The 21,202-nt window shown below is 37.8% G+C and carries 20 protein-coding genes and 2 pseudogenes; 3 read left to right on the top strand and 19 right to left on the bottom strand.

The window, feature by feature from the left end; translation table 11 throughout:
- Nucleotide 1: 1 nt before the first annotated feature.
- From CKJ95_RS01165 to CKJ95_RS01215, 10 genes and pseudogenes are all read right to left on the bottom strand, one after another.
- Nucleotides 2–496, bottom strand: a complete 495-nt coding sequence (locus CKJ95_RS01165; protein ID WP_099351586.1) for a dihydrofolate reductase — start codon at nucleotides 494–496, stop codon at nucleotides 2–4.
- Between the two features lie 73 nt (nucleotides 497–569).
- A pseudogene (gene thyA / locus CKJ95_RS01170) lies at nucleotides 570–866 on the bottom strand (thymidylate synthase); the annotation flags it as partial.
- A 153-nt stretch (nucleotides 867–1,019) separates the two neighbouring features.
- Nucleotides 1,020–1,805, bottom strand: a complete 786-nt coding sequence (locus CKJ95_RS01175) for an NUMOD3 domain-containing DNA-binding protein (protein WP_180271387.1) — start codon at nucleotides 1,803–1,805, stop codon at nucleotides 1,020–1,022.
- Nucleotides 1,806–1,938: 133 nt separating this feature from the next.
- A pseudogene (locus CKJ95_RS01180) lies at nucleotides 1,939–2,598 on the bottom strand (thymidylate synthase); the annotation flags it as partial.
- A 58-nt stretch (nucleotides 2,599–2,656) separates the two neighbouring features.
- The gene (locus CKJ95_RS01185) at nucleotides 2,657–3,373 is read right to left on the bottom strand and encodes an anthrax toxin lethal factor-related metalloendopeptidase (protein WP_099351588.1); all 717 of its coding nucleotides are present in this window, start codon (nucleotides 3,371–3,373) and stop codon (nucleotides 2,657–2,659) included.
- Between the two features lie 201 nt (nucleotides 3,374–3,574).
- A complete protein-coding gene (locus CKJ95_RS01190; RefSeq protein ID WP_099351589.1) occupies nucleotides 3,575–4,168 on the bottom strand; it encodes a YpjP family protein in 594 nt (197 codons plus the stop codon).
- 552 nt (nucleotides 4,169–4,720) lie between these two features.
- Nucleotides 4,721–4,852: a YuzL family protein gene (locus CKJ95_RS01200; RefSeq protein WP_099351591.1), complete on the bottom strand. Its 132-nt coding sequence runs from the start codon at nucleotides 4,850–4,852 to the stop codon at nucleotides 4,721–4,723.
- 78 nt (nucleotides 4,853–4,930) lie between these two features.
- Nucleotides 4,931–5,704 (bottom strand): class I SAM-dependent methyltransferase, encoded by a 774-nt coding sequence (locus CKJ95_RS01205; RefSeq protein ID WP_099351592.1) that lies wholly within the window; start codon nucleotides 5,702–5,704, stop codon nucleotides 4,931–4,933.
- Between the two features lie 59 nt (nucleotides 5,705–5,763).
- Nucleotides 5,764–6,198, bottom strand: a complete 435-nt coding sequence (locus tag CKJ95_RS01210; RefSeq protein WP_099351593.1) for a BrxA/BrxB family bacilliredoxin — start codon at nucleotides 6,196–6,198, stop codon at nucleotides 5,764–5,766.
- Nucleotides 6,199–6,351: 153 nt separating this feature from the next.
- Nucleotides 6,352–7,476: a conserved virulence factor C family protein gene (locus tag CKJ95_RS01215; RefSeq protein WP_099351594.1), complete on the bottom strand. Its 1,125-nt coding sequence runs from the start codon at nucleotides 7,474–7,476 to the stop codon at nucleotides 6,352–6,354.
- 341 nt (nucleotides 7,477–7,817) lie between these two features.
- Between CKJ95_RS01215 and CKJ95_RS01220 the strand changes: the two genes are divergently transcribed.
- Nucleotides 7,818–8,858 (top strand): C40 family peptidase, encoded by a 1,041-nt coding sequence (locus tag CKJ95_RS01220; RefSeq protein WP_099351595.1) that lies wholly within the window; start codon nucleotides 7,818–7,820, stop codon nucleotides 8,856–8,858.
- Between the two features lie 901 nt (nucleotides 8,859–9,759).
- On the opposite strand, the gene CKJ95_RS01225 is transcribed toward CKJ95_RS01220, so the two are convergent.
- Entirely contained in the window at nucleotides 9,760–11,646 is a 1,887-nt protein-coding gene (locus CKJ95_RS01225; RefSeq protein ID WP_099351596.1) for an ABC-F family ATP-binding cassette domain-containing protein, read from the bottom strand.
- A complete protein-coding gene (locus CKJ95_RS01230; protein WP_099351597.1) occupies nucleotides 11,643–12,290 on the bottom strand; it encodes an HD domain-containing protein in 648 nt (215 codons plus the stop codon). Before CKJ95_RS01230 ends, CKJ95_RS01225 begins: the two co-directional genes overlap by 4 nt.
- A gap of 138 nt (nucleotides 12,291–12,428) precedes the next feature.
- Between CKJ95_RS01230 and CKJ95_RS01235 the strand changes: the two genes are divergently transcribed.
- Nucleotides 12,429–12,674, top strand: coding sequence for a hypothetical protein (locus CKJ95_RS01235; RefSeq protein WP_099351598.1), 246 nt, complete (start codon nucleotides 12,429–12,431; stop codon nucleotides 12,672–12,674).
- A gap of 1 nt (nucleotide 12,675) precedes the next feature.
- On the opposite strand, the gene CKJ95_RS01240 is transcribed toward CKJ95_RS01235, so the two are convergent.
- The 3 genes from CKJ95_RS01240 to CKJ95_RS01250 all read right to left on the bottom strand — a co-directional run bounded on the left by CKJ95_RS01240 (nucleotide 12,676) and on the right by CKJ95_RS01250 (nucleotide 15,902).
- Nucleotides 12,676–13,521, bottom strand: coding sequence for a DegV family protein (locus CKJ95_RS01240; RefSeq protein WP_099351599.1), 846 nt, complete (start codon nucleotides 13,519–13,521; stop codon nucleotides 12,676–12,678).
- A gap of 128 nt (nucleotides 13,522–13,649) precedes the next feature.
- A complete protein-coding gene (locus CKJ95_RS01245) occupies nucleotides 13,650–14,162 on the bottom strand; it encodes a hypothetical protein (RefSeq protein ID WP_099351600.1) in 513 nt (170 codons plus the stop codon).
- Between the two features lie 51 nt (nucleotides 14,163–14,213).
- Nucleotides 14,214–15,902 (bottom strand): formate--tetrahydrofolate ligase, encoded by a 1,689-nt coding sequence (locus CKJ95_RS01250; RefSeq protein WP_099351601.1) that lies wholly within the window; start codon nucleotides 15,900–15,902, stop codon nucleotides 14,214–14,216.
- Nucleotides 15,903–16,100: 198 nt separating this feature from the next.
- Here CKJ95_RS01250 and metA point away from each other — a divergent pair, with 198 nt between their 5' ends.
- Nucleotides 16,101–17,006, top strand: a complete 906-nt coding sequence (gene metA, locus CKJ95_RS01255; RefSeq protein ID WP_099351602.1) for a homoserine O-acetyltransferase MetA — start codon at nucleotides 16,101–16,103, stop codon at nucleotides 17,004–17,006.
- 32 nt (nucleotides 17,007–17,038) lie between these two features.
- Here metA and CKJ95_RS01260 read toward each other — a convergent pair whose 3' ends face one another.
- From CKJ95_RS01260 to CKJ95_RS01275, 4 genes are all read right to left on the bottom strand, one after another.
- Complete coding sequence (locus CKJ95_RS01260; RefSeq protein WP_099351603.1) at nucleotides 17,039–17,719, bottom strand: class I SAM-dependent methyltransferase; 681 nt, start codon at nucleotides 17,717–17,719, stop codon at nucleotides 17,039–17,041.
- An 18-nt stretch (nucleotides 17,720–17,737) separates the two neighbouring features.
- Complete coding sequence (locus tag CKJ95_RS01265; protein ID WP_099351604.1) at nucleotides 17,738–18,100, bottom strand: SCP2 sterol-binding domain-containing protein; 363 nt, start codon at nucleotides 18,098–18,100, stop codon at nucleotides 17,738–17,740.
- A gap of 74 nt (nucleotides 18,101–18,174) precedes the next feature.
- Complete coding sequence (locus tag CKJ95_RS01270) at nucleotides 18,175–18,783, bottom strand: TetR/AcrR family transcriptional regulator (protein ID WP_180271388.1); 609 nt, start codon at nucleotides 18,781–18,783, stop codon at nucleotides 18,175–18,177.
- Between the two features lie 138 nt (nucleotides 18,784–18,921).
- Nucleotides 18,922–21,102: a DNA topoisomerase III gene (locus CKJ95_RS01275; protein ID WP_099351606.1), complete on the bottom strand. Its 2,181-nt coding sequence runs from the start codon at nucleotides 21,100–21,102 to the stop codon at nucleotides 18,922–18,924.
- Nucleotides 21,103–21,202: the final 100 nt, after the last annotated feature.

Raw genomic sequence — 21,202 nt, forward strand, 5'->3', positions numbered from 1 at the left:
TTTAATTCTGCGGGATTTTTTCATATACCAAAAACGTATAGTCATAAGGATTTTTCTCGTTCTTAATGCCTTGTTCTTTGGAAATAACCTTCCACTTGGCTTTATCAAACGCTGGGAAATAGGTATCTCCGTCAAATCCCTCATTGATTTCAGTTATGTACAGACGGTCTGAATATGGTAGGATTTCTTTAAAAATTTCCGCCCCGCCGATTACAAATAGCTCCTGGTCAGTTTGTTGATTCATTTTTACAATTTCCTCGATGGAATGAATCACCTTACATCCTTCTGCTTTGTACGAAGTGTCACGTGTTACGATAATATTTTCACGTCCTGGAAGGGGTCGTCCGATTGAATCGTATGTTTTACGTCCCATGATAATGGGGTGCCCCATCGTTACTCTTTTAAAATAAGCTAAATCTGCAGGTAAACGCCATGGTAGATCATTGTCCTTACCGATTAATTGGTTTTTATCCATTGCAACTAGTAATGAAATCATACTTATTCTCCTTACTAAAAAGTCCTAGGATAAATTATACCCTAGGAACTTCGAAATAGGTAACTTTATAGCTTTATACAGCAACTGGTGCCTTAATGGATGGATGTGGTTCATATCCCACGATCTCGATGTCATCCATTTCAAAATCGAAAACAGAACTTACTGCAGGATTTAATTTTACTGTCGGAAAGGAACGTGGGTCACGACTTAACTGTAAATTTACCTGCTCGATGTGGTTTGTGTAAATATGGGCATCCCCAATCGTATGGATGAAATCCCCTACCTCTAATCCACATTCAAATGCGATTAGATGAGTTAATAATGCATAACTTGCGATATTGAAGGGAATTCCCAGAAAAAGGTCGCCTGACATGATCTTCAACTAGGTTCGCTACACCTAGCCCGTTCACTTATGAACTGCTGTATGTCGCCATACAGATGAGACTATATCACGATCCAATGATGGACCCCTACCATTTCCACCTGCTTAGGTGTACTCCCAAATGGGATAGTCGTTCGGCATTTATGTTTCAAAATAATTATATGTTGGAAATTTAGGTGACTTTAATCTATTTAGAATAGTTGCAGTTACAACTCCTAGCTGACGTGCTGCTTCGCTACAACTTACATATTTGATACCATCAATTAGAACTGGCCTAGTATTAGGAGGAAGAACTCCCTTCATTTGATTAGAAAGTTTTTTCTTAGTTTCCTCGGAATGTTTTCTACCGTAAAAAGGATTTTTTTCTCCTTTTCTTTGAGAAGCTATTTTAGAAAGTTTGGCTCTGTGTTCAGGAGATCTTATCGAACCGCTAGCATTAGTGTTTCCTATGCTTGCCATGCTCATTTTCTTTCTACTTTCTATACTATGCTTACGACCTGTCATTCCATTTACATGACTTCCGTATACTTCTCTTCGCTCATCAGGAGTCATTAAACTATACCTTTTCTTAACTGAAGCTTTTATTTTTTGTACTATTTGTTCTCTATTTGGATGGTAAGAGATTAAGTCACCGCCACCTGCAATTTTACTCATATTATAGAGTAAATCTAATGAATCTAATGAATCTAGTTGTTCTTGTTCAATGAATCTTGCATCAAACTCATTATCATAAATCCTAACGATTCTAAATTCAAAAGCTTCTTCACCATATTTATTCCACGCCCGTTGAAGTGGGATGCAGTGGTGCTCTCCCTTTTTAAGATCTCGTCTGTGTCTATCTAAACGTTTTTCTACTTCAACAGAGCTCCCAACATATAATTTTCCGTTTTCTAAATTTACAATATGATAAACCCCAATAATCGGCACTAATCTCACCTACTATGGTTTATTTAATAACGGAACTAAGAAACAATTTAGCACGGGATTGTCTTTTGCAAGAGTTTCCCCGTTTAGGTAGGTTTTCTTATAGAGATTTCTCCCTAAAGGCGCTCATTTACAAACGCTGATACAACTGACAACTCAATTTCCCATCTGCCACATAGAATTGAAACAGACTGTGACAAGGTGGTAGTGCCATGAATTCAACATCACCCGGATTATATCCGACGACAAGATGACGTCTGCTATCTGGGTTATTTTTAATTTGGTTGATGACATTTTTCAACTGGTCAATGGTTTCACCACGTGATGATTCCCACGCTCTCCATTGTTTCCCATAAACTGGACCAAGTTCGCCATATTTAGAAGCAAACTCATCATCCTCTAAAATACGAGTTTTAAACTTGTCCATTTCAACTTGATACAACTCATTAAATTCAGGGTCTACCAGACTTCTGTTACCGAAATCCGTCATATCTGGACCTGTGTATTCATTGCTCTCAATCCAATTTTTAAACGCCCACTCGTTCCAGATATTATTGTTATTTTTTAATAGATATCTGATATTCGTGTCACCCTTAATAAACCAAAGCAGTTCACTCGCGATTAAACGAAATGGCACTCTTTTCGTCGTAAGCAAAGGAAAGCCCTCACTTAAATTAAAACGCATTTGATAACCAAAAACAGAAACCGTTCCTGTCCCTGTTCGGTCCATTTTTTTCGTACCTTTTTCAAGAACATGCTTTAATAGATCTAGGTACGCATTTTCACCATGTTTCAATAGATTCACTCCTTGCATGAACTTCATTCTACTATATTACTACAAATAGCAGTCGAATTCATTGCTGAGTTTTGCTTAATTCATTAAAAAGCTGGTGCGTCATTGGTGCTGCTAGTTTTAATTGTTCTCTTGTTTGATCGGAAAAATAGTACATCGCAAAACTTTCCGCGAAATATTCTTCTGGATAATCACTGAAATAGGGACGATCCGGGAATAGTTGATTGACTTCCTTTTTCCAAATGGATAAAAAAGAAGGATCTTCGCTAATCGAACCAAATACAAATTTGTCAATCGAATGGGCCAATTCATGCAACTCTAAATTAATAGACCCGTGGCCTTTTCCTTTTTCACTGTATCCAATTTTCGCTAGTACAACTTCTGAGCCACCAATTCCCGGCACATCGTCCCAAGTAGGTCCATTTTCACTATAGCCACGCGGCTTTTCCCCTTTCAAATAGGCTGCCGTAGGCTCGTCCGTTAAATTTCCTGTAAACAGCTTTAGCACAACACCTTTGTCAACCAATCCTTGCAAAATAAGTTCGTCAATTTGGTTTACACGTTCAATCATTTTTGCTGCAGCAGATTCATTAAATCTTGTTTCAGGTAATAAGATGATATTTTTTAAAGTTTCATAGTTATTAAGATTTGATGTTTCAATATATAGTGTGAGAGATTGATAATCTTTTAGTGGAATCCCATGAGGAGACGCTTCACCAGGATGATAGGTAAAGCCGACTAGAACAAATAGAAGCGTAAGAATAAACGTTTTTTGCATAAGAATGCTCTCCTTAATCTATGAATAAAAATCGTGATGCTAAAGCGCACTCTTCTGTTAAATAGTAATAATAGTATATCATAATTGGAAATATGAGTCTGCTAGACTAGGAGTGGTAAGTTCTTCAAGAGAAAAAATACGGACAAAAAAAGCAATCCATAAGAGCGAATCGTCGACTCATGGATTGCCTTTCATCTTTTATTAACTTAGCCATTTTGGCGGAGTATTTTTATCCCAATAAATTTCACCTAGTGCATGATGTGTTTGGAATCCATCATGATGTGTATGATAGTGGAAGTTAAACCAATAGCCTTCCTGCGGTGGATGATCCCTTCTTACATGAAAACGTATAATATCGTTCCCAGACGTTTTATCGAAAATGTGAAAAATCTTTTCCCCATTTCCACCAGAAGGTTGCTCTGAAATCTCAAGGTGGTCAAGTTGTTCGGTTGGATATTGCTCGGCTAATAATTCAATTACACTTTCAATTTCAGGCAAAATTGCATTACGGAATTCATCTTCAATAACAGGCCCTATTTTACTCCCAAATTTCTCAAAGGATTTGGTTTCTGCCTGTGACATCGCATATGTAACAAAGTTTCTACTGTCATATCCAAAATCAGATTCAAAATTGGAATATAGATTCGACTCAGCATTTTGATCATTAATCGAATTTAACTTACTTGGCTTATCGGCATCCGCCTGCTGCATAGTAAGAGCCGGTGGTGGCGTTACCAAACCAAGGGTTAAAATGGAAAATGAGACGACTAATGCTTTTCGTAACCATTTTTTCATAACGAAAACGCCCTTTCAACACATTTACCCTTATCGCCATTTTAACACAATCTAGTAAAAATTTTTACTATGAAATTAAGAAAATACAAAAAAATAAGGATAAATGCCCATCAAGGAAAATCATCAAAACCCCCACATTATAAGGAGATGAAAACCTTCGTAAAATTAAAGTTCATAAAATCCTCAATATTTGATAAAATAGGGATAACTTTATTCAGCAGAAGTTCTCACTTCTGTAATTAGGGATGAATGCAAAAGAGTATATTAAATTCAACAAGGTTAATACTTGGCTGAATAAAGTTAAGCCTCCGGCGGATGCCACGATTTTTCGAAGGAAATTTTTCGAGCGGGCTCGAAAAAAATCGGGCGGAAATACGCCAAGGCGTATTGATTATACATATTTGAAAGGTGGATTCGTTGGAATGGAATGGATTTTTGGTATTGCAAGTGTTGTTACATTACTATATTTTATAACTTGTTGTGTGACTGAATAGTGAAACCCGCTTTTAAGCGGGCTTTATTTTTGTACGAATATGTAATTCAACGTTTTGGTTACATCTTCTTTTTCTTACGTCTAGACGAATCCATTTCCATTCGTCCCGTTTCTTGATTGGTAGTACCTTGTCCCTCTACATCTGCAGAGCCTAATCCGATTTTAGAAGGATCCTTTTTACGTTTTGCCATGTTCATCACCTCCGTACGTTATTTAAAGTATCCAAAGGTGTGGCAAAATATCCTGCATTAACGGGCCGTAACTCCTCTTTAAACCTCAATCACTCCAAAATGGAATTTTGCAGTTTTTCGTTTATAAACGGTAAAACCGTATTTTTCAAATTGCTCACTTTTCCAATGATCTTTTAGTACTATTTTTTTCTTTGCAACTCTTCTTGCTGCTTCAATCGCTTCAGGACTTAATGTGGAGTAAATTGCGAAATTACGGAGACCCTTAATCCCTTCTGATTCTTCAATTTTCTCCTCAAACATTGGGTCAAAATACACAATATCAAAGCTATTCGTGGGACAGCTAGTTAAAAAGCTTTCATAAGTATCGTGCAGCACATCAATTCGAGCCATCGCTTCGTTCATTATCGTATTTCCGGTATCCCAACTCTTTAACCCACCCTTTAATAGATAATACAAATACTTGTTTCCTTCTAGGGAGGTTACTTTTCCTGTTCCACCCACAGCGAAACTCGCTACAATGCTATCCGATCCTAGGCCTAAAGTACAGTCCAAAATTGAGTTACCTTGGGTAAGACCAGATGCTTGAATCAAAGGATCATACTCACCCTTCATTATTCTTTTCATTCGAAACATAGCAGAGTTGGGATGGAAGAAAAGTGGCTCATCACCATGTAAAGGATAGATTTCAATCCGATTTTTCCCTACAACAAGAACATCTTCGTTGATTTGATCTTGTAACTTTGCGATAGAACGCTTTTTCCTATCGATAAAAGTGACGTTGAGTTCCAGTGCAGTTATTTTAGCCAAATCAACCATCTCATCATTTGTTCTCCCGGCTGTCGTTACAATCATATAATCACCTATTTGAACAAAAAAGGATGTCGCAGTGACATCCTTTTTGAACTCTTATTTTAGCAATGCTTATTTAATGCGGAAGTTATGTTTTCCATGATTGCTTCCATTGAATTTGATTCAATTTCATGTCTTGGAATGAAGTGAACAACTTCCTTGCCCTTTAATAAAGCCATGGATGGAGATGATGGCTCGATGCCTTCGAAATACTCTCTCATCTTTGCTGTTGCATCTTTATCTTGACCTGCAAATACAGTTACAAGTTGGTCTGGCTTCTTCTCGTTATTAAGAACTGCTTGAGTGACCGCAGGTCTAGCAAGTCCAGCTGCACAACCACATACAGAATTTACTACCACTAGAGTGGTACCTTCTGTTTTCTCCATGAAGTTTTCTACTTCTTCTTCTGTTTGAAGCTCTTCAAAGCCTGCAACAACAAGTTCTTGGCGCATCGGCTTCACAATTTGCTTCATATATTCATCATATGCCATTGACATATAAATCCCTCCCAATTAAAATTTCGATAAACATAGCATACTATAGATGACCAAGCAAAATCAATTTTCAAACATCCAATCTATACCAATGTTTTTTTACATACAGGAGTTATCCCCCACACAATGTTTGGTAAAAAGCGGATGAAACCCCGATTAATTATTACGGCTTTCGGTCATTTGCTTCCATACAGAGCCTTTTGCTTCTTCTCCACCTTCGATTCGTTCGATTGCTAATTTGATTTGCATTTTCACTTCGAATTCCGGGTCGTTTTCAGCGGCTTTTAGAGCATCTAATGCAGACTCGTCTCCAACCTCGAATAAAAACATCGCTGCGCGCCATCTTACAAGCTTACTCGAATCCTTCAATGCATCGCACATCGCGGCCATTGCAGCAGGGTCACCGATATCTGACAAACAATCACCTGCTGTTCTTCTAACAGTAACCGACTTATCCTTTAAAGCCTCATACAGATAAGGTAACACTGATGGCTTTTCAATCATGCCTAAATACACAGTTGCTAAACGACGAATAGATGGTTTTTCATCTTTTAATGCTTTAGCAAGGACAGGTATATCATCCTCTTCAGGATCCATTTGTTCAAGACTTGCATAGCGTTTTGTCCATTCAGGATCATCCAACATCTCCAAAGTAACTTTATAGGATTGTCTTTTTTGGACAGTTGGAGCAGAAGTTTGCTCTGAAATTTGTTTAACAATACGTTCAAGTCTTTCCTTGGGATATGCAGCAGCTAGCTCATCGACAACTTCTTTCCCTATTTCTTCATGATTACCGTATCGAACACCTTGTTCCTTCCATTCTCTTTCTAACACAACATTTCCTGAAACCTCTTGTGCACGCAGCAACGCTTCCCGAAACACTTCAGGTAACCCAAATCGTAATTCCTGTTCACCATCATGAAGCTTAACCTGCATCGGAAGACCTTTGTACATTTGAACAAAAACCTTTACTTCTCCAAAATGTTCATCCAGCTTTGGAGCTTCGTTTTCACCTTCTGTGACATCTTCCCCAAAAACCTTTCGAACCTTTGGTAGCAATTCCTGCCAGTCATACCTCGCATTTCGTTCAACCGCTAGGAAATCTGCTACATGATAAACTCCTTTAATACCTTCGATTGCCAAAATTTCTTTAATAAGTGCTGGTGCATGATCTATGTTTTCTTTCTTATAATTATTGCTTTTTCCTTTTGGTAGTTCCTCGTCTAAAATAATTTTCATTGTATTCGGACTAGGTGTTGGTTCAATTGCTTTAATTTTCACATCTACCGCTCCTTCTCCAACTAAGTATACTACCGTAATTGTAGCACATGAATTAACCATATATCCATTGCGAGAACTTATACTTCTACCGATTAGTCCTTGTCTTATTTTAGCGCTTAAGTACTAATTATCCGAACTTTTGTCATAATGGCTTATTTAACTCAATATCATAAATGTGTGTTCATTAAGAGTTGTTTTCGCTTTTGTTGTACTAAGGATTGGAAACAGTAATGCATTTTTTACGTAAGTTATAGTACTTCTTCAAATCCATAGCCTTTCTCTACAACAAACCTTTCGAAAACTATACTACTTTGCTTTCGCAAACACCAAGGAGGTCTTCAATGAAAAAACGCTATGGAACACGCGAAGCCATTGTCGTGACATCTTTAGCTGCTGGATTTTTCTTCGGCGCCCCACTTGCAGCTGATGCTACTGAAAAGCAGAATTTGGATCCATTACTAGACAAAAACTATCAATTCGATACAAAACAGGAATTACGCTATGGACATACCGGATACTCAGTCCGTTTTCTTCAATTTGAATTACATAAGTTGAATTTTTATTATGAAACAATCGATGGTCACTATGGAGAAACTACTCAAGAAGCTGTAAAGAGATTCCAAGAATTATATGATTTGAAGGTTGATGGAATTGCTGGTGAAACAACATTAGAAAAATTAAATGAAGTCATCATACAGCCAAGGCCCCCCTTTTACTCAGTCGGGGACGAGGGGCCAGAGGTCAAACAGCTACAATCCAAATTAAACAAATTAAACTATTATAGTGGTTTAATAGATGGGAAGTTTGAATCCGTCACGGAGGCAAGTGTGAAGGCGTATCAAAAGAAATTCAACCTAGAAGAAAATGGGCTTGCCACGGACGAAACAATTGATCACATTATGAAAAACAAAAATGTCAGGGGGCTAACCATTAAAAAAGTAACTGTGGTTACAGCTCGGACACAGACACAGACAAATTCGAATACCGAAACGGTTGAAGCAAGAGTTGAACCAATCGAAACTCCACCTGTTGATGGCAGTGTGATATCAATCGCGATGAATTACATGGGTGTTCCTTATGTCTGGGGTGGAACTTCACCAAGTGGATTTGATTGTAGTGGTTTTTTACAATATGTGTTTGCGCAAAAAGGAGTTAACGTCCCACGGACTGTTTCTGGAATATGGAATCAGGGTGCGAGCGTATCGGCACCAAGTGTCGGGGATTTGGTCTTTTTCCAAACCTATAAACCAGGTCCATCACATGCTGGTATTTATCTTGGCGACAATAAATTTATCCATGCTGATTCCACTGATGGTGTGAGTATTGATGATATGACTATCAACTATTGGCAATCACGATATTTAGGCGCAAAAAGATTATAAAGGCCCGGCACTTTTCCTAATTAATTTTGAAAACGTGGAGAAATCCAAAGTCACAGATTAAATAACATACGAATTAGTTATACAAATTGCAAAGTTAAATAACTCACAAAAAAGCTTGATTGAATTTTCCAGACCTCAAGCTTTTTTTGACTTTAATTTTCTAAAGAAAAGAAAATGTAATAATTAACCATTTGTGTTTGATTTTTATGTAAAAAAGCGATAAAAGCATTCGAAAAAATGAAATGCGTATGCTTTTATATAGAGTGGCAGTAAAAAATCATACGCAAAATCCAAAAAACGGTAAAAGTGACTTCGAACGGAACAAAAAATGTTATAAATATCCATTTGCGTATGCTTTTTATGTAAAAAAGCGATAAAAGCATTCGAAAAAATGAAATGCGTATGCTTTTATATAGATTGGTAGTATGAAGTCATTCGTAGAATCCAATAAATGGTAAAAATAGTTACGAAATAAATAAAAAATGTTATAAATATCCATTTGCGCATGATTTTTATGTAAAAAAGCGATAAAAGCATTCGAAAAAAAGAAATGCGTATGCTTTTATATAGATTGGTAGTATGAAATTATTCGCGAAATCCAATAAATGGTAAAAATAGTTTCGAAATAGATAAAAAATGTTATAAATATCCATTTGCGCATGATTTTTATGTAAAAAAGCGATAAAAGCATACGCAAAAAAAGAAATGCGTATGCTTTATATAGATTGGCCGTATGAAGTCATTCGTAAAATCCAAAAAAGGTAATGCTGATTCCAAAGACGACAATACTTTAAAACCATAATTATAAAACGAAAATAGTGATTGTATTAAAAGGCATGCTAATTCTTATGCTATTTACAATATTTCTCTACAATAACCGTACTACTTTGCCGAGCCTTTTTTAATCATTCACAAGTTCAGAGAGTTCTGCCCATCTTTCAAGCAAGTGGTCTAGTACTTCTGATTCCTTCGCATGATCATCCATTGCCTGCTGTGCCTTTTGATAATCACTTCCGGCCGCTTCAATTTCTTTAACTAGAGCTGCAACCTTCTCCTCTTGGGCTTCAATTTTCCCCTCAATTTCATCCCATTCAAGCTGATCCTTGTAGGAAAGCTTCTTTTTCTTTGGTTTTGGCGCCTCTTGTACAGGTTTTTTTTCGATTTTTTCTTTCTGTACCGACTTCGCAGCCTCAACTGAATTTTTCTCGAGGTAATCTGTGTAATCTCCAAAATACGTTGAAATTTTGTTCCCCTCTTCAAAGATTAACAATTGGTCTGTTACTTTATCTAAGAAGTATCGGTCATGCGAAACAGTAACTACAACACCTGGAAAGTCCTCTAAATAATCTTCTAATACTGTCAACGTATGGGTATCCAAATCATTCGTAGGCTCATCCAGTAACAACACATTCGGCTCACCCATAATAATCTTCAACAAATACAAACGTCTTCGTTCCCCGCCAGAAAGCTTGCGAATCGGCGTACCATGGGTATGCATTGGGAATAAAAACCGCTCTAGCATTTGCGCTGCTGATATCATTTTACCATCAAGGGTATGAATCATTTCCGCCGTTTCTTTAATATACTCAATCAATCGTTTGTTTAGGTCCATATCTATGCTTTCCTGAGTATAATAGCTGAGCTTAACTGTTTGTCCAATCTCGATTTCGCCCGTATCTACAGGAATTTTACCGGCAATGATATTTAATAATGTGGACTTCCCGCTTCCGTTACGTCCAACAATTCCGATTCGGTCACCTGGTTTTACAAGTAAATTTACATCCTCTAGAATCTTCGTTCCAGCAAAACTCTTTGAAACATTTTTCAATTCTATTACTTTTTTACCTAGTCGGCTACCACCAACTGAAATATCAAGCGAATCCGTATTTACTGTCTTTTTTGCATTCTCAATTTCCTCAAAACGTTGAATACGTGCTTTTTGCTTTGTCGTTCTCGCCTTAGCACCACGACGAATCCAAGCAAGTTCACGTCTATATAGGTTTTGTCGCTTGAGTTCAGATGCTTGCTCCTGTTCCATTCGAAGTGCTTTTGCCTCTAAGAAGCTACTATAGTTTCCGGTATATGTGTAAAGCCGTCCTTCATCAAGCTCAATAATTCGGTTCGTAACACGGTCTAAGAAATAACGATCATGGGTGACAACCAACAGTGCTCCATTGTATTTTGCAAGATAGTCTTCAAGCCACTTAATTGTATCGTAATCTAAATGGTTGGTAGGCTCATCCAAAATCAATAGGTCCGGAACTTCAATTAAGCTTTGGGCCAATGCCACGCGCTTCTTCTGTCCACCTGACAGTTCCATCACGTCCTGAGAAAAATCATTAATTCCAAGCTTTGATAACACAGCTTTTGCGTTTGAGTTTGCCTCCCACGCATTTGCGGCATCCATTTTTTGTTGCAAGTCATATAACTTCTCCTGATTTACTGTGTTCATCGAATCTTTTTCAATCCGAATCATCGCTTCCTCATATTCCTTTAATAATCGGAGGAGTGGGGTATTTCCTTGGAATACTTGGTCAAGAACCGTATTTCCTTCAGTAAATTCAGGTTGTTGCGGTAAATAGCTAATTGTATATCCCTTTGAATGAGTAATCTCACCGCGGTCCGCTTCTTCTACACCAGCAATGATTTTTAATAACGTCGATTTTCCCGTTCCATTCACACCGATAATACCGATTCGCTCATTATCTGTTATGCTGAATGAGATATCCTCAAACAATGTTTTTTCGGCGTAGCTTTTTGCTAAACCTTCAACCGTTAAAAGCCTCATATCTGTCCATTCCATTCTTTATAAAATTGATCAAGAAACGCTGTCATGAAATCATGCCGTTCCTGTGCTGCTTTTTGTGCTGCATTTGTATTAAGTGTGTCTTTTAATTTTAATAATTTTTCATAAAAGTGATTGACTGCCGTTGATTTACCATTTCGGTACTCTTCCTTTGTCATACTTTCACGAAATGGAAGTTCTGGGTCATAGATTAAATCACCGTGTGCCCCCGCATAAGCAAAGGTTCTTGCAATACCGATCGCACCAATCGCATCTAAACGATCAGCATCTTGAACGACCTGTCCTTCAATTGTTTTCATTGGTGGTCGACTGCCACCCTTAAAGGACATTGTTGAGATGATTTCAATGATTTCCTTTTGTTCAGAGTCCGTTATTTGTAGAGATGAAAGCCAGTTCCGTACTTTCATGAGGCCTTCCTCTTCGGATTTATTTAATTTTTCGTCTGCCACATCATGCAATAATGCTGCCATTTCAACGACAAATAAATTAGCATTTTCTTTTTCGCCAATTTGCAACGCTGCTTTTCTGACGCGTTCTATATGCCACCAGTCATGACCACTGCTATCATGTTGCAAAATATTTTTCACAAATGTAGTTGTTGCTTCAATTATTTTTTGCTGCTCCATCGTATCCTCCACTACCATCAATATCGTAACCATTGTATCATATTCTAGCGCCAACTAAACTGTCGCGCACTACAAAACACATGCATAAACTAAAAAAACCAGAGTAAACTCTGGCAAAGTGAAAGGTGGTAAAAATATATGTATAATCCAAAAGGTTTAAACCGGGAAATTGGAACTGCATGGTATGGACGTCATGTTGTATTGATTACGTGTAACCCCATTACAAATCAATTTTTACAACTTCATAAGAGTCTTCATGCTCCTACTGAACCGCCACATCCAAATTGTGCGGAAACAATCTCCCAATTCTTGAGTATTGGGTACAATATCGCAGCCATTGCCCCCCTATCTCATAACGAAGTACAATACATCCTAGTTAAATAGATTATTTGTTCATCCAACTAATCCCAATCGTATTTTCACCAGCATGTACCCCAATCGCAACCCCAAGAGGGTACGCGTTAATCGAAATATTGTCTGGTGCAAATTCCCGAATATGTTGCTCCCAGTCCTTTGTCTTAGAATCGTCCAAGCCATATAAAATATAGACCTCTTCCACATGATTTTTCGCAATGGCATCCTTTAGATAACCAAGTATTTTACTTGTTGCTTTATTTTCAGAGCGTACTTTTTCTTTTACAGAAAGCGCACCATCGTTAATTTGAATGACTGGCTTAATTTGAAGCATGCTTCCAAGGAAATATTGGGCCGTGTTCATTCGTCCACTTCGGTGCAGTTGCTCTAAACTGCCGATAATTACGTAGGTTTCAAATCTATCAGCTAGATCCACAATATGTTTTTCAACGTCTGCTACTGTCCCACCATCCTGTAAAAGCTTCATCCCTTCCTTCATTAATTTTGTCATCGGATAGGTAAGGATTTTTGAATCAATGACTGTTACAGGAATATTGACTAATTCTGCAGCTTGTCTTGCTGACGAAACGGTTCCACTTAATTTTTCCGAGATATGCAACGAGATAATCTCATCGTATTTTTCTTCGAGACTATTATATAGTTCTACAAAGCTTCCAATGGAAGGCTGTGATGTTTTTGGGATGGTCTTTGCCGTTTTCAATCGTTCAAAGAATTGTGCAGGTGTAATCGTAACTCCATCAAGATATTCTTCCTCATCAAAAAAAACTGTCATTGGAATCACATAAATATCCTCATGGTCCAAAAGTTCCTCATCTAAAAATCCTGTACTATCTGTAACCCATGCAATTTTCCCCATAAAATCGCCCCCTTAACAAATAACCATTATCACTATATTACTATATATGCTCTTACTATATCATAAAAAACATTAAATTATCAGAAAATTTAATCCTTTAGTCGTAAAAAAAAGAGGCGAGATTGCCCCTAAGTTGTAACGGTATGTAGTTGATGAATCGTCTCAATGATATAGTCAACCATTTCAAGTAAATCATCCATATGATCTTCTTGTATTAATCGATGAAAAGTAATTTTACTATTGTTAGTATATTGATTTCTCGTGCTATATTGAAATGAAATTTCCTGTTCGATTTCCCTTTCGTCCCCCCAGATGGTGGTTAATACTCGTTCAATACTTGAGCATACATCCAGAGATTCGAGTTTAAAAATAAACCCTATTTCCAGATGACACCCTGGTTTATTCTCATCAAGGCTTCGTAGTTCTGATACGAGATTATCAAGGTCCATTTTCAGGTTAATATAGGCTTGAATTTCATCGATGGTTTTATCCTTAAAAGTAATACGATAATGCCGACCCATTTTCGCCATTTCCACTTGATCCTGACGATCTGTTATTAAGAGCTGTCCCTCTAAATCTAAATCATAAAGAGCTCCCTCAATTACAACCTTTAAGTTATCAAATACGGTTGGATCAAACATAAAATATACCTTCCTTTTTAGTAAAAAGGGGGAGATCCCCCCTATCACTTCCTAAAATAATCCTACAGCTTTCCCGTCTTCAGTAACATCCATATTTAGTGCTGATGGCTTCTTTGGGAGCCCGGGCATCGTCATGACATCACCTGTTAGAGCAACGATAAATCCAGCACCGATTGATGGTCGGAACTCACGAATAGTAATTGTAAAATCCGTTGGTCTTCCGAGCAATGTTGGATCATCCGAAAGCGAGTATTGAGTTTTCGCCATACAAACCGGAAGATTGCTCCACCCGAATTTTTCAAAATCAATCATTTGCTTTTTCGCTTTACTCGAGAACTCAACATCTTTTGCCCCATAAACAGTTTTAGCAATTGCCCTTACTTTCTCTTCAATTGAAGCAGATAATTCGTAAATGGGTGCATAGTGATTCTCACTATTTTCGATTGTCTCGAGTACCTTCTTAGCAAGCTCCACTCCACCTTCGCCGCCCTTTTCCCATACTTCTGTTAGAGCGACAGGATAAGAATGTTCAGCACACCAAGATTCGATTTTTTCAACTTCTTTTTCTGTATCCGTAACAAAACGGTTAATCGCCACTACAAATGGCAATCCGAAAGCTTGAATGGTTTCAATATGTTTTTGAAGGTTCTCTAAACCTTTCGCTAAAGCTTCTACATTCTCTTCAGTTAAATTTTCCTTTTTAACGCCACCATGCATTTTTAAAGCCCGGTTAGTTGCAACAATGACAACTGCTTCTGGCTTAATATCTGCATATCTCGCTTTAATGTCAAGGAATTTCTCGGCACCAAGATCGGCACCAAAACCACCCTCTGTTAACACATAATCAGCTAATTTTGCCGCCATTTTTGTGGCAATTACACTGTTACAGCCATGAGCGATATTAGCAAAAGGGCCACCGTGAATAAGAGCTGGAGTGTGTTCAAGTGTTTGAACTAAATTCGGTTTAAGAGCATCCTTTAGTAAAAGGGTGAGCGCACCCTCTGCTCCTAGGTCTGCAGCTGTGACCGGTTGTTTATGTATATTATAAGCTACTACTATTTTTGATAGTCTTCGCTTCAAATCCTGTATGTCGGTTGCAAGACAGAAAATCGCCATAATTTCTGATGCAACGGTAATATCAAAACCATCCTCACGAGGTACACCTTGAGTCGGTCCTCCCAACCCAACTACAACATTTCGTAGCGCACGGTCATTTAAATCAACAACCCGCTTCCATGTGACACGTCTGACATCAATTTGAAGTTCATTTCCTTGATGGATATGGTTGTCAAGTAATGCAGATAATGTGTTATTTGCTGTTGTTATCGCATGAAAATCTCCTGTAAAATGCAGGTTTATGTCCTCCATTGGGATCACCTGTGAATATCCGCCACCCGTTGCACCACCCTTGATTCCCATAGTTGGTCCTAGGGATGGTTCTCTCATCGCAACCATTGCACTTTTTCCAAGCTTAGCAAGTCCTTGTCCAAGTCCCACAGTGACTGTCGATTTCCCTTCTCCTGCCGGCGTTGGATTAATGGATGTTACAAGGATGACTTTACCGTCCCTTTTTTGTTCAAGACGCTTCATCACGTCTAAGGAAATTTTTGCTTTGTAATGACCATAGGGTTCTAGTTCTTCTTCAAGTAAATCTAACTGTTCTGCAATCTCCTTGATTGGCTTTAACTCAGCCTCTTGAGCAATTTCAATATCAGACTTATACTTTGTTGATAAACCCATGCACAATACCCCCAAGACTATTTTAATGAACAAACTTCCTTTACCTCTTTATCTTACCTTATTTGACACATAGGTATAAAGTGAAACTTCTATTTATTCCCTTCCTTTACCACATAAAACAAGTAAAGATATTTTATTTGATATTCTTGTGTGAATTGTTGTAAAATTTCAATTATAAGAAACTAGGAGATGATAGGATTGCCAATTAATATACCTCATGATTTACCGGCAAAAGAAGTATTAGAATCTGAAAATATATTTGTGATGGATGAAGATCGCGCGTATAGTCAGGACATTCGTCCACTTAATATAGTAATCTTAAACATTATGCCAGAAAAAGAACGAACTGAAACTCAGCTTCTTAGACTACTTGGAAACTCCCCATTGCAGCTGAATATCACACTATTATTCCCAGAAACGCATGTCGCAAAAAACACGGGAAAGAATCATCTTGATAAATTTTACACTTCCTTCTCTGCCATTAAGCACAGAAGGTTTGATGGAATGATCATTACAGGTGCACCGATTGAGCATCTTTCATTTGAGGATGTAAACTATTGGGAAGAGCTAAAAGAAATTCTGGAGTGGACGAAAACCAACGTAACATCGACCCTACATATTTGCTGGGGCGCACAAGCCGGACTTTATTATCATTATGGGGTTAAAAAATACCCACTGCCTGAAAAATGTACGGGTGTGTTTCACCACCATTTGGTAAACAAGGATGTGAATTTGGTTCGAGGCTTTGATGATTTGTATTTTGTGCCGCATTCCCGGTTTACAGAAGTAAAACTTGAGGAAATTGAAAATACTGAAGAATTAACACTTTTATCTTTTTCAGATGATGCAGGTGTGTGCCTAGTAGCTTCAAATGACGGAAAGCAAATTTTTCTAACTGGCCATCCTGAATATGATGTCAATACGTTAAAAGAGGAATATGAACGTGACCTCGCTAAAGGAAAGGTCATCATTCCTGTTAATTATTTTCCAAACAATGACCCGGCCAATCCACCGGTTCACAGCTGGAGATCACACTCTTATCTATTGTTTGCAAATTGGCTCAACTATTATGTTTATCAAGAAACTCCATATGACTGGGAATAATAGAAGGTATCTCGGGTTCGAGATACCTTTTCTTACGCCTTTTTTAAGATAAACACCCACATAAACGATAATGCTTGTTTTAGTTCTTTGGGTAATCCCTTCGTTGCTTCTACTTTCACAGCATCCTTATAAACAGGCTGACCATCAACTACTCGCCAGCCATTTTCCAATACCAATTGCTCAAACTCCCAGGGCATCATCGTATTTTGGATGACGGTCTCCCCGTACAAGCGTCGATATGCATGTTGCCTTGGTCCAGCCGTAGGACCTAATAACCCAGCACAAAAGATACCTCCTGGTTTTGTCACACGCTTAATCTCATTGATTGCTCGGAGCGGTTTCTCAGTCCACTCAATTGAGTTAATCGCCATGATACCTGAGAAAGTTTCATCCTCAAAAGGAAAATCTGTCAAATCACCTTGTGTAAATGAAAGGTTTTCTGATTGACTTCTTTGATTGGCTTTTTCAATCATTTCGGCTGAAATATCTGCACCAACTACTTGAAACCCACGCTCAGAAAGTAAAAATGCCCCATAACCGTCACCACATCCTGCATCCAAAATATGAGCCTTATCCTCTAGGTGCTTCGAAAAAAACGGAATAATTGTGGATCGGCTTCCGGAATTCCACATTGCTTGGCTTTGCTTACTCCAAAAGTCAGCTCGACCATCCCATTGCTTTTCAGCTTCTTTATGCCATCTGAAATCGGCCATCTTGATCACCTCTCTAACTTATAGATGTTCTTTTAGATTATATTCGCGTAAGAGTCCTTCTAATTTAATTGCTTTTCCTATATCACCTTTAATCTTTAATTTTCCTGTCATAAATGCAGCAGTTCCTCCTAGTTTTCCAATTAAAAACTGCCTAAAGTGTGCAAGTGAAAGAATTAATGTACAATTTGCCCCTTCAGAAGCCTCTAATACCCTTACCTGACCATCCGCAAGCTGAAGTTGATAACTGGCTTCCTCATCTCCTGTAATGTTGAATTGATAGATGACATTAAATCCTTCAATCGGTCCTGGGTTCTGGTTAATCAATTCTTCAATTCTTTGCATCATTTCAGTTAAAGTGTAACTATCGATACCATTTGTCATGTTAGCATCCTCCCAATTAATAAATATAATTACAAAACAGCGAGTACGAAGTCGTATTCCTCATACAAAAAAGATTATTCCTGCATTCCAAGATTCACAAATGCAGAAATAACGATTCGGTTTAATAATCTAGAGATTCCCTCAAAATCAAATGTCTCGTCTTCATTGTTAAAAAAGTTTTGCATAATAACTTCATTAATTGCACCAACCATTGCTTGGGCCACGATTCGCATTTCCGTCTTTGAAACAGTTTTCGGTAACTCTGTCTGAACTGTTTGCAGAATAATAGATGCAAACACTTGGTGAGACCTTTGTCGTACTAATTCAACTTTACGCGACACTCCAACTGATTCAACCAATAATATTTGTGCAACATTTTTATTTTCAAAACAAATCTGGATATACCGATTGATCCCAGCAAACGCTTTGTATGACATGCTTTCTTCTAGTGAGATTGCTAGTTTAACTTCCTCAGACATTTCGTTGCCTAGCTGTTCAAACAAGGCAACCATGATATCTTCCTTGCTTTTAAAATGTTGATAGAAGGTTGTCTTTGAAACTCTCGCCATTTCGACAATTTCAAGTACAGATGTCTTTTGATACCCCAGTTCTGTAAACAACTTAAGTCCAGCAAATAAAAGTTTTTCTCTTGCCTCTATCGGCATCTCCGTTACAAATAACAAGTCCAATCCATCCATTCTTTTAGTACGTTTGCGTATCAGTCATTCTTTTCTATTATACAACTTGGTTAAATTTGGTTCAATGCAGTTTTTCAAAAATTTAAAAAGAGAGAAAAGACATTTCGCCTTTTCTCTTACATTTTAATTATTATTTAGTACTTTTGCCGGAAATTCAAATTCGATTTTCCCTGTTTGTTCATTCCATTTAAGGTATGCATCAAATATTTTACTGTCTTTTTTGAATCCTTTTATTAAATTTGTCTTATTTGCAGAAAGTAACTTTTGAACATTTGTTTTTGTGATTGTTTTTCCTAAGATCTTCCCTGAGATTGTGAATTGGCAGCCTTTTGTTTTATAGTTTGCACACCCATAAAATTTGCCTTTATTGATGACCTCTCCACCACATTTTTTACAGGTTCCTACGACTGTACCGATTTCTTTTTTATTATAAGAGCTTTTTTGAGAACTAACATTTTCAATATTGATACTTGAAATATCCCAAGTATCACTTTGTACCTTAGCATCATCCACAATTTTTTGGGAAAGCTTTTTCGTCTGAATCATAAATGAGGCTGGTGAAGCTTTGCCTTGTCCTATTTCATGAAGACGCTGTTCCCATTTCGCTGTCATTTCAGGAGATGCAAGAATTTTTTCACCAATCACATCAATTAATAGAATCCCTTTTTCTGTTGCAAATACTTGGTTTTTCTCGACGTTTATATAGTTCCGTTGTTTTAACATTGTGATAATACCTGCGCGTGTTGCTTCGGTGCCAAGTCCTTCCGTTTTGGCAAGTATTTTCTCTAGCTCATCATTGTCAATATGCTTACCGGCCGTCTTCATTAAGGTAATCAACTGTCCTTCAGTGTAGCGTTTCGGTGGCTGTGTTTTTCCCTCTTTTGTGTAACTGTTTTCGACAACTCCAGCTTCGCCCTTTTCAAGGGGAGGCAAGATTACATCCTCCTCCTTTGAATTCTCTTGGAAGAGCACTTTTCTCCACCCTTCCTGAAGCTTAACCTTACCCTTTGTAATAAATTCAGCGCGCCTATCTACTAATGTTTTTACGGTTGTATAGTTAAAAATAGCAGGCTTGTAGTGCGCGGCAATTAAGCGTTTTACGATTAAATCGTAAATCTTCTTCTCATCGCCAGATAGCTTTGCAGGATGTGGAACCTGTTCAGTTGGAATAATCGCATAGTGATCAGTTACTTTTTTCTCATTGACGTAACGAGAATTATTCATGATCGACACATTAGGTGTTGGAAAATAAGCCTTATAGTCTTCTAGTTTTTCAAGCTTTGAAAAAATTTCTGGGATTGTCTGTGCTTCCCCTTTTGTTATATAGCTTGAATCTGAACGGGGATAGGAAATAATCCCTTTCGTATATAGGCTTTGTGCGACATCCAATGTCTTTTTTGGTGAGAATTTAAATGCTTTGTTTGCCGTTGCTTGTAGACTCGACAAATTAAATAGTAAAGGTGGCTGATATTCTTTCTTCTCCGTTTCCACTTCAGCAATTTCCGCAGGCTTATCTTGACAAAATGCCGCGATCCTTTCCGCCATGTCTTGTGAAGAAAGCCGTGATTCATTATCCTTCATCCATTTCCCTTCATACTTTTTATCATTTATTTGGAAGTTGGCAAAAACCTCCCAAAAGGGCTCAGATTTGAAATTTGCAATTTCTTTTTCACGTTTTACAATCAAGGCCAAAGTAGGCGTTTGAACTCTTCCTGCTGAAAATACATCAGATACTCCTTTTTGCTTAAGTAGTAATGTGTAGACTCTAGACGCATTCATCCCAACGATCCAATCGGCACAAGCCCGTGCCTTCGCTTCAAAGTATAGGTTCCTAGTATCCTCCTCCATTAATAGATTTTGAAAACCATCCTTCACTGCTTTTTCCGTTAAAGATGAAATCCATAATCGTTTTAACGGCTTACTTACCTTGGCCATTTCAATAATATTACGGATGATTAGCTCTCCCTCACGACCAGCATCACCTGCATGAATGATTTCTGTTACCTCTGGTTTACGAAGGAGATTTTTTATAATGGTAAACTGTTTCCATTTAGATTTCATGACCCGATATGAGAAATGCTCGGGAATGAGGGGGAGTGTTTCGATTCGCCATTTTTTCCAGGCAGGATTATATTCTTCGGGGGGAAGCAACTCACAAATATGGCCGACTGCCCATGTAAAGTAAGCACCCTTCGGAAATAATGGATTGGGTGAAACCTCGATAAACCCTTGAGATTTCTTACTCCTAAATGGAGCCGCAAGCTTCATCGCTTGGTCTGGTTTTTCCGCGATAATAACCTTCATCTTATTCCTCTTTTCAATTACACTACTAAGATTATTCTATCAAAACTTTATGATTCATAGAAATACAGATTTTGGTGGGAGAATGAGAGAGACAGATAGG

Origin of the sequence: Fredinandcohnia onubensis (assembly GCF_002734285.1) — a bacterium.
Classification (GTDB): Bacteria; Bacillota; Bacilli; order Bacillales; family Bacillaceae_L; genus Ferdinandcohnia; species Ferdinandcohnia onubensis_A.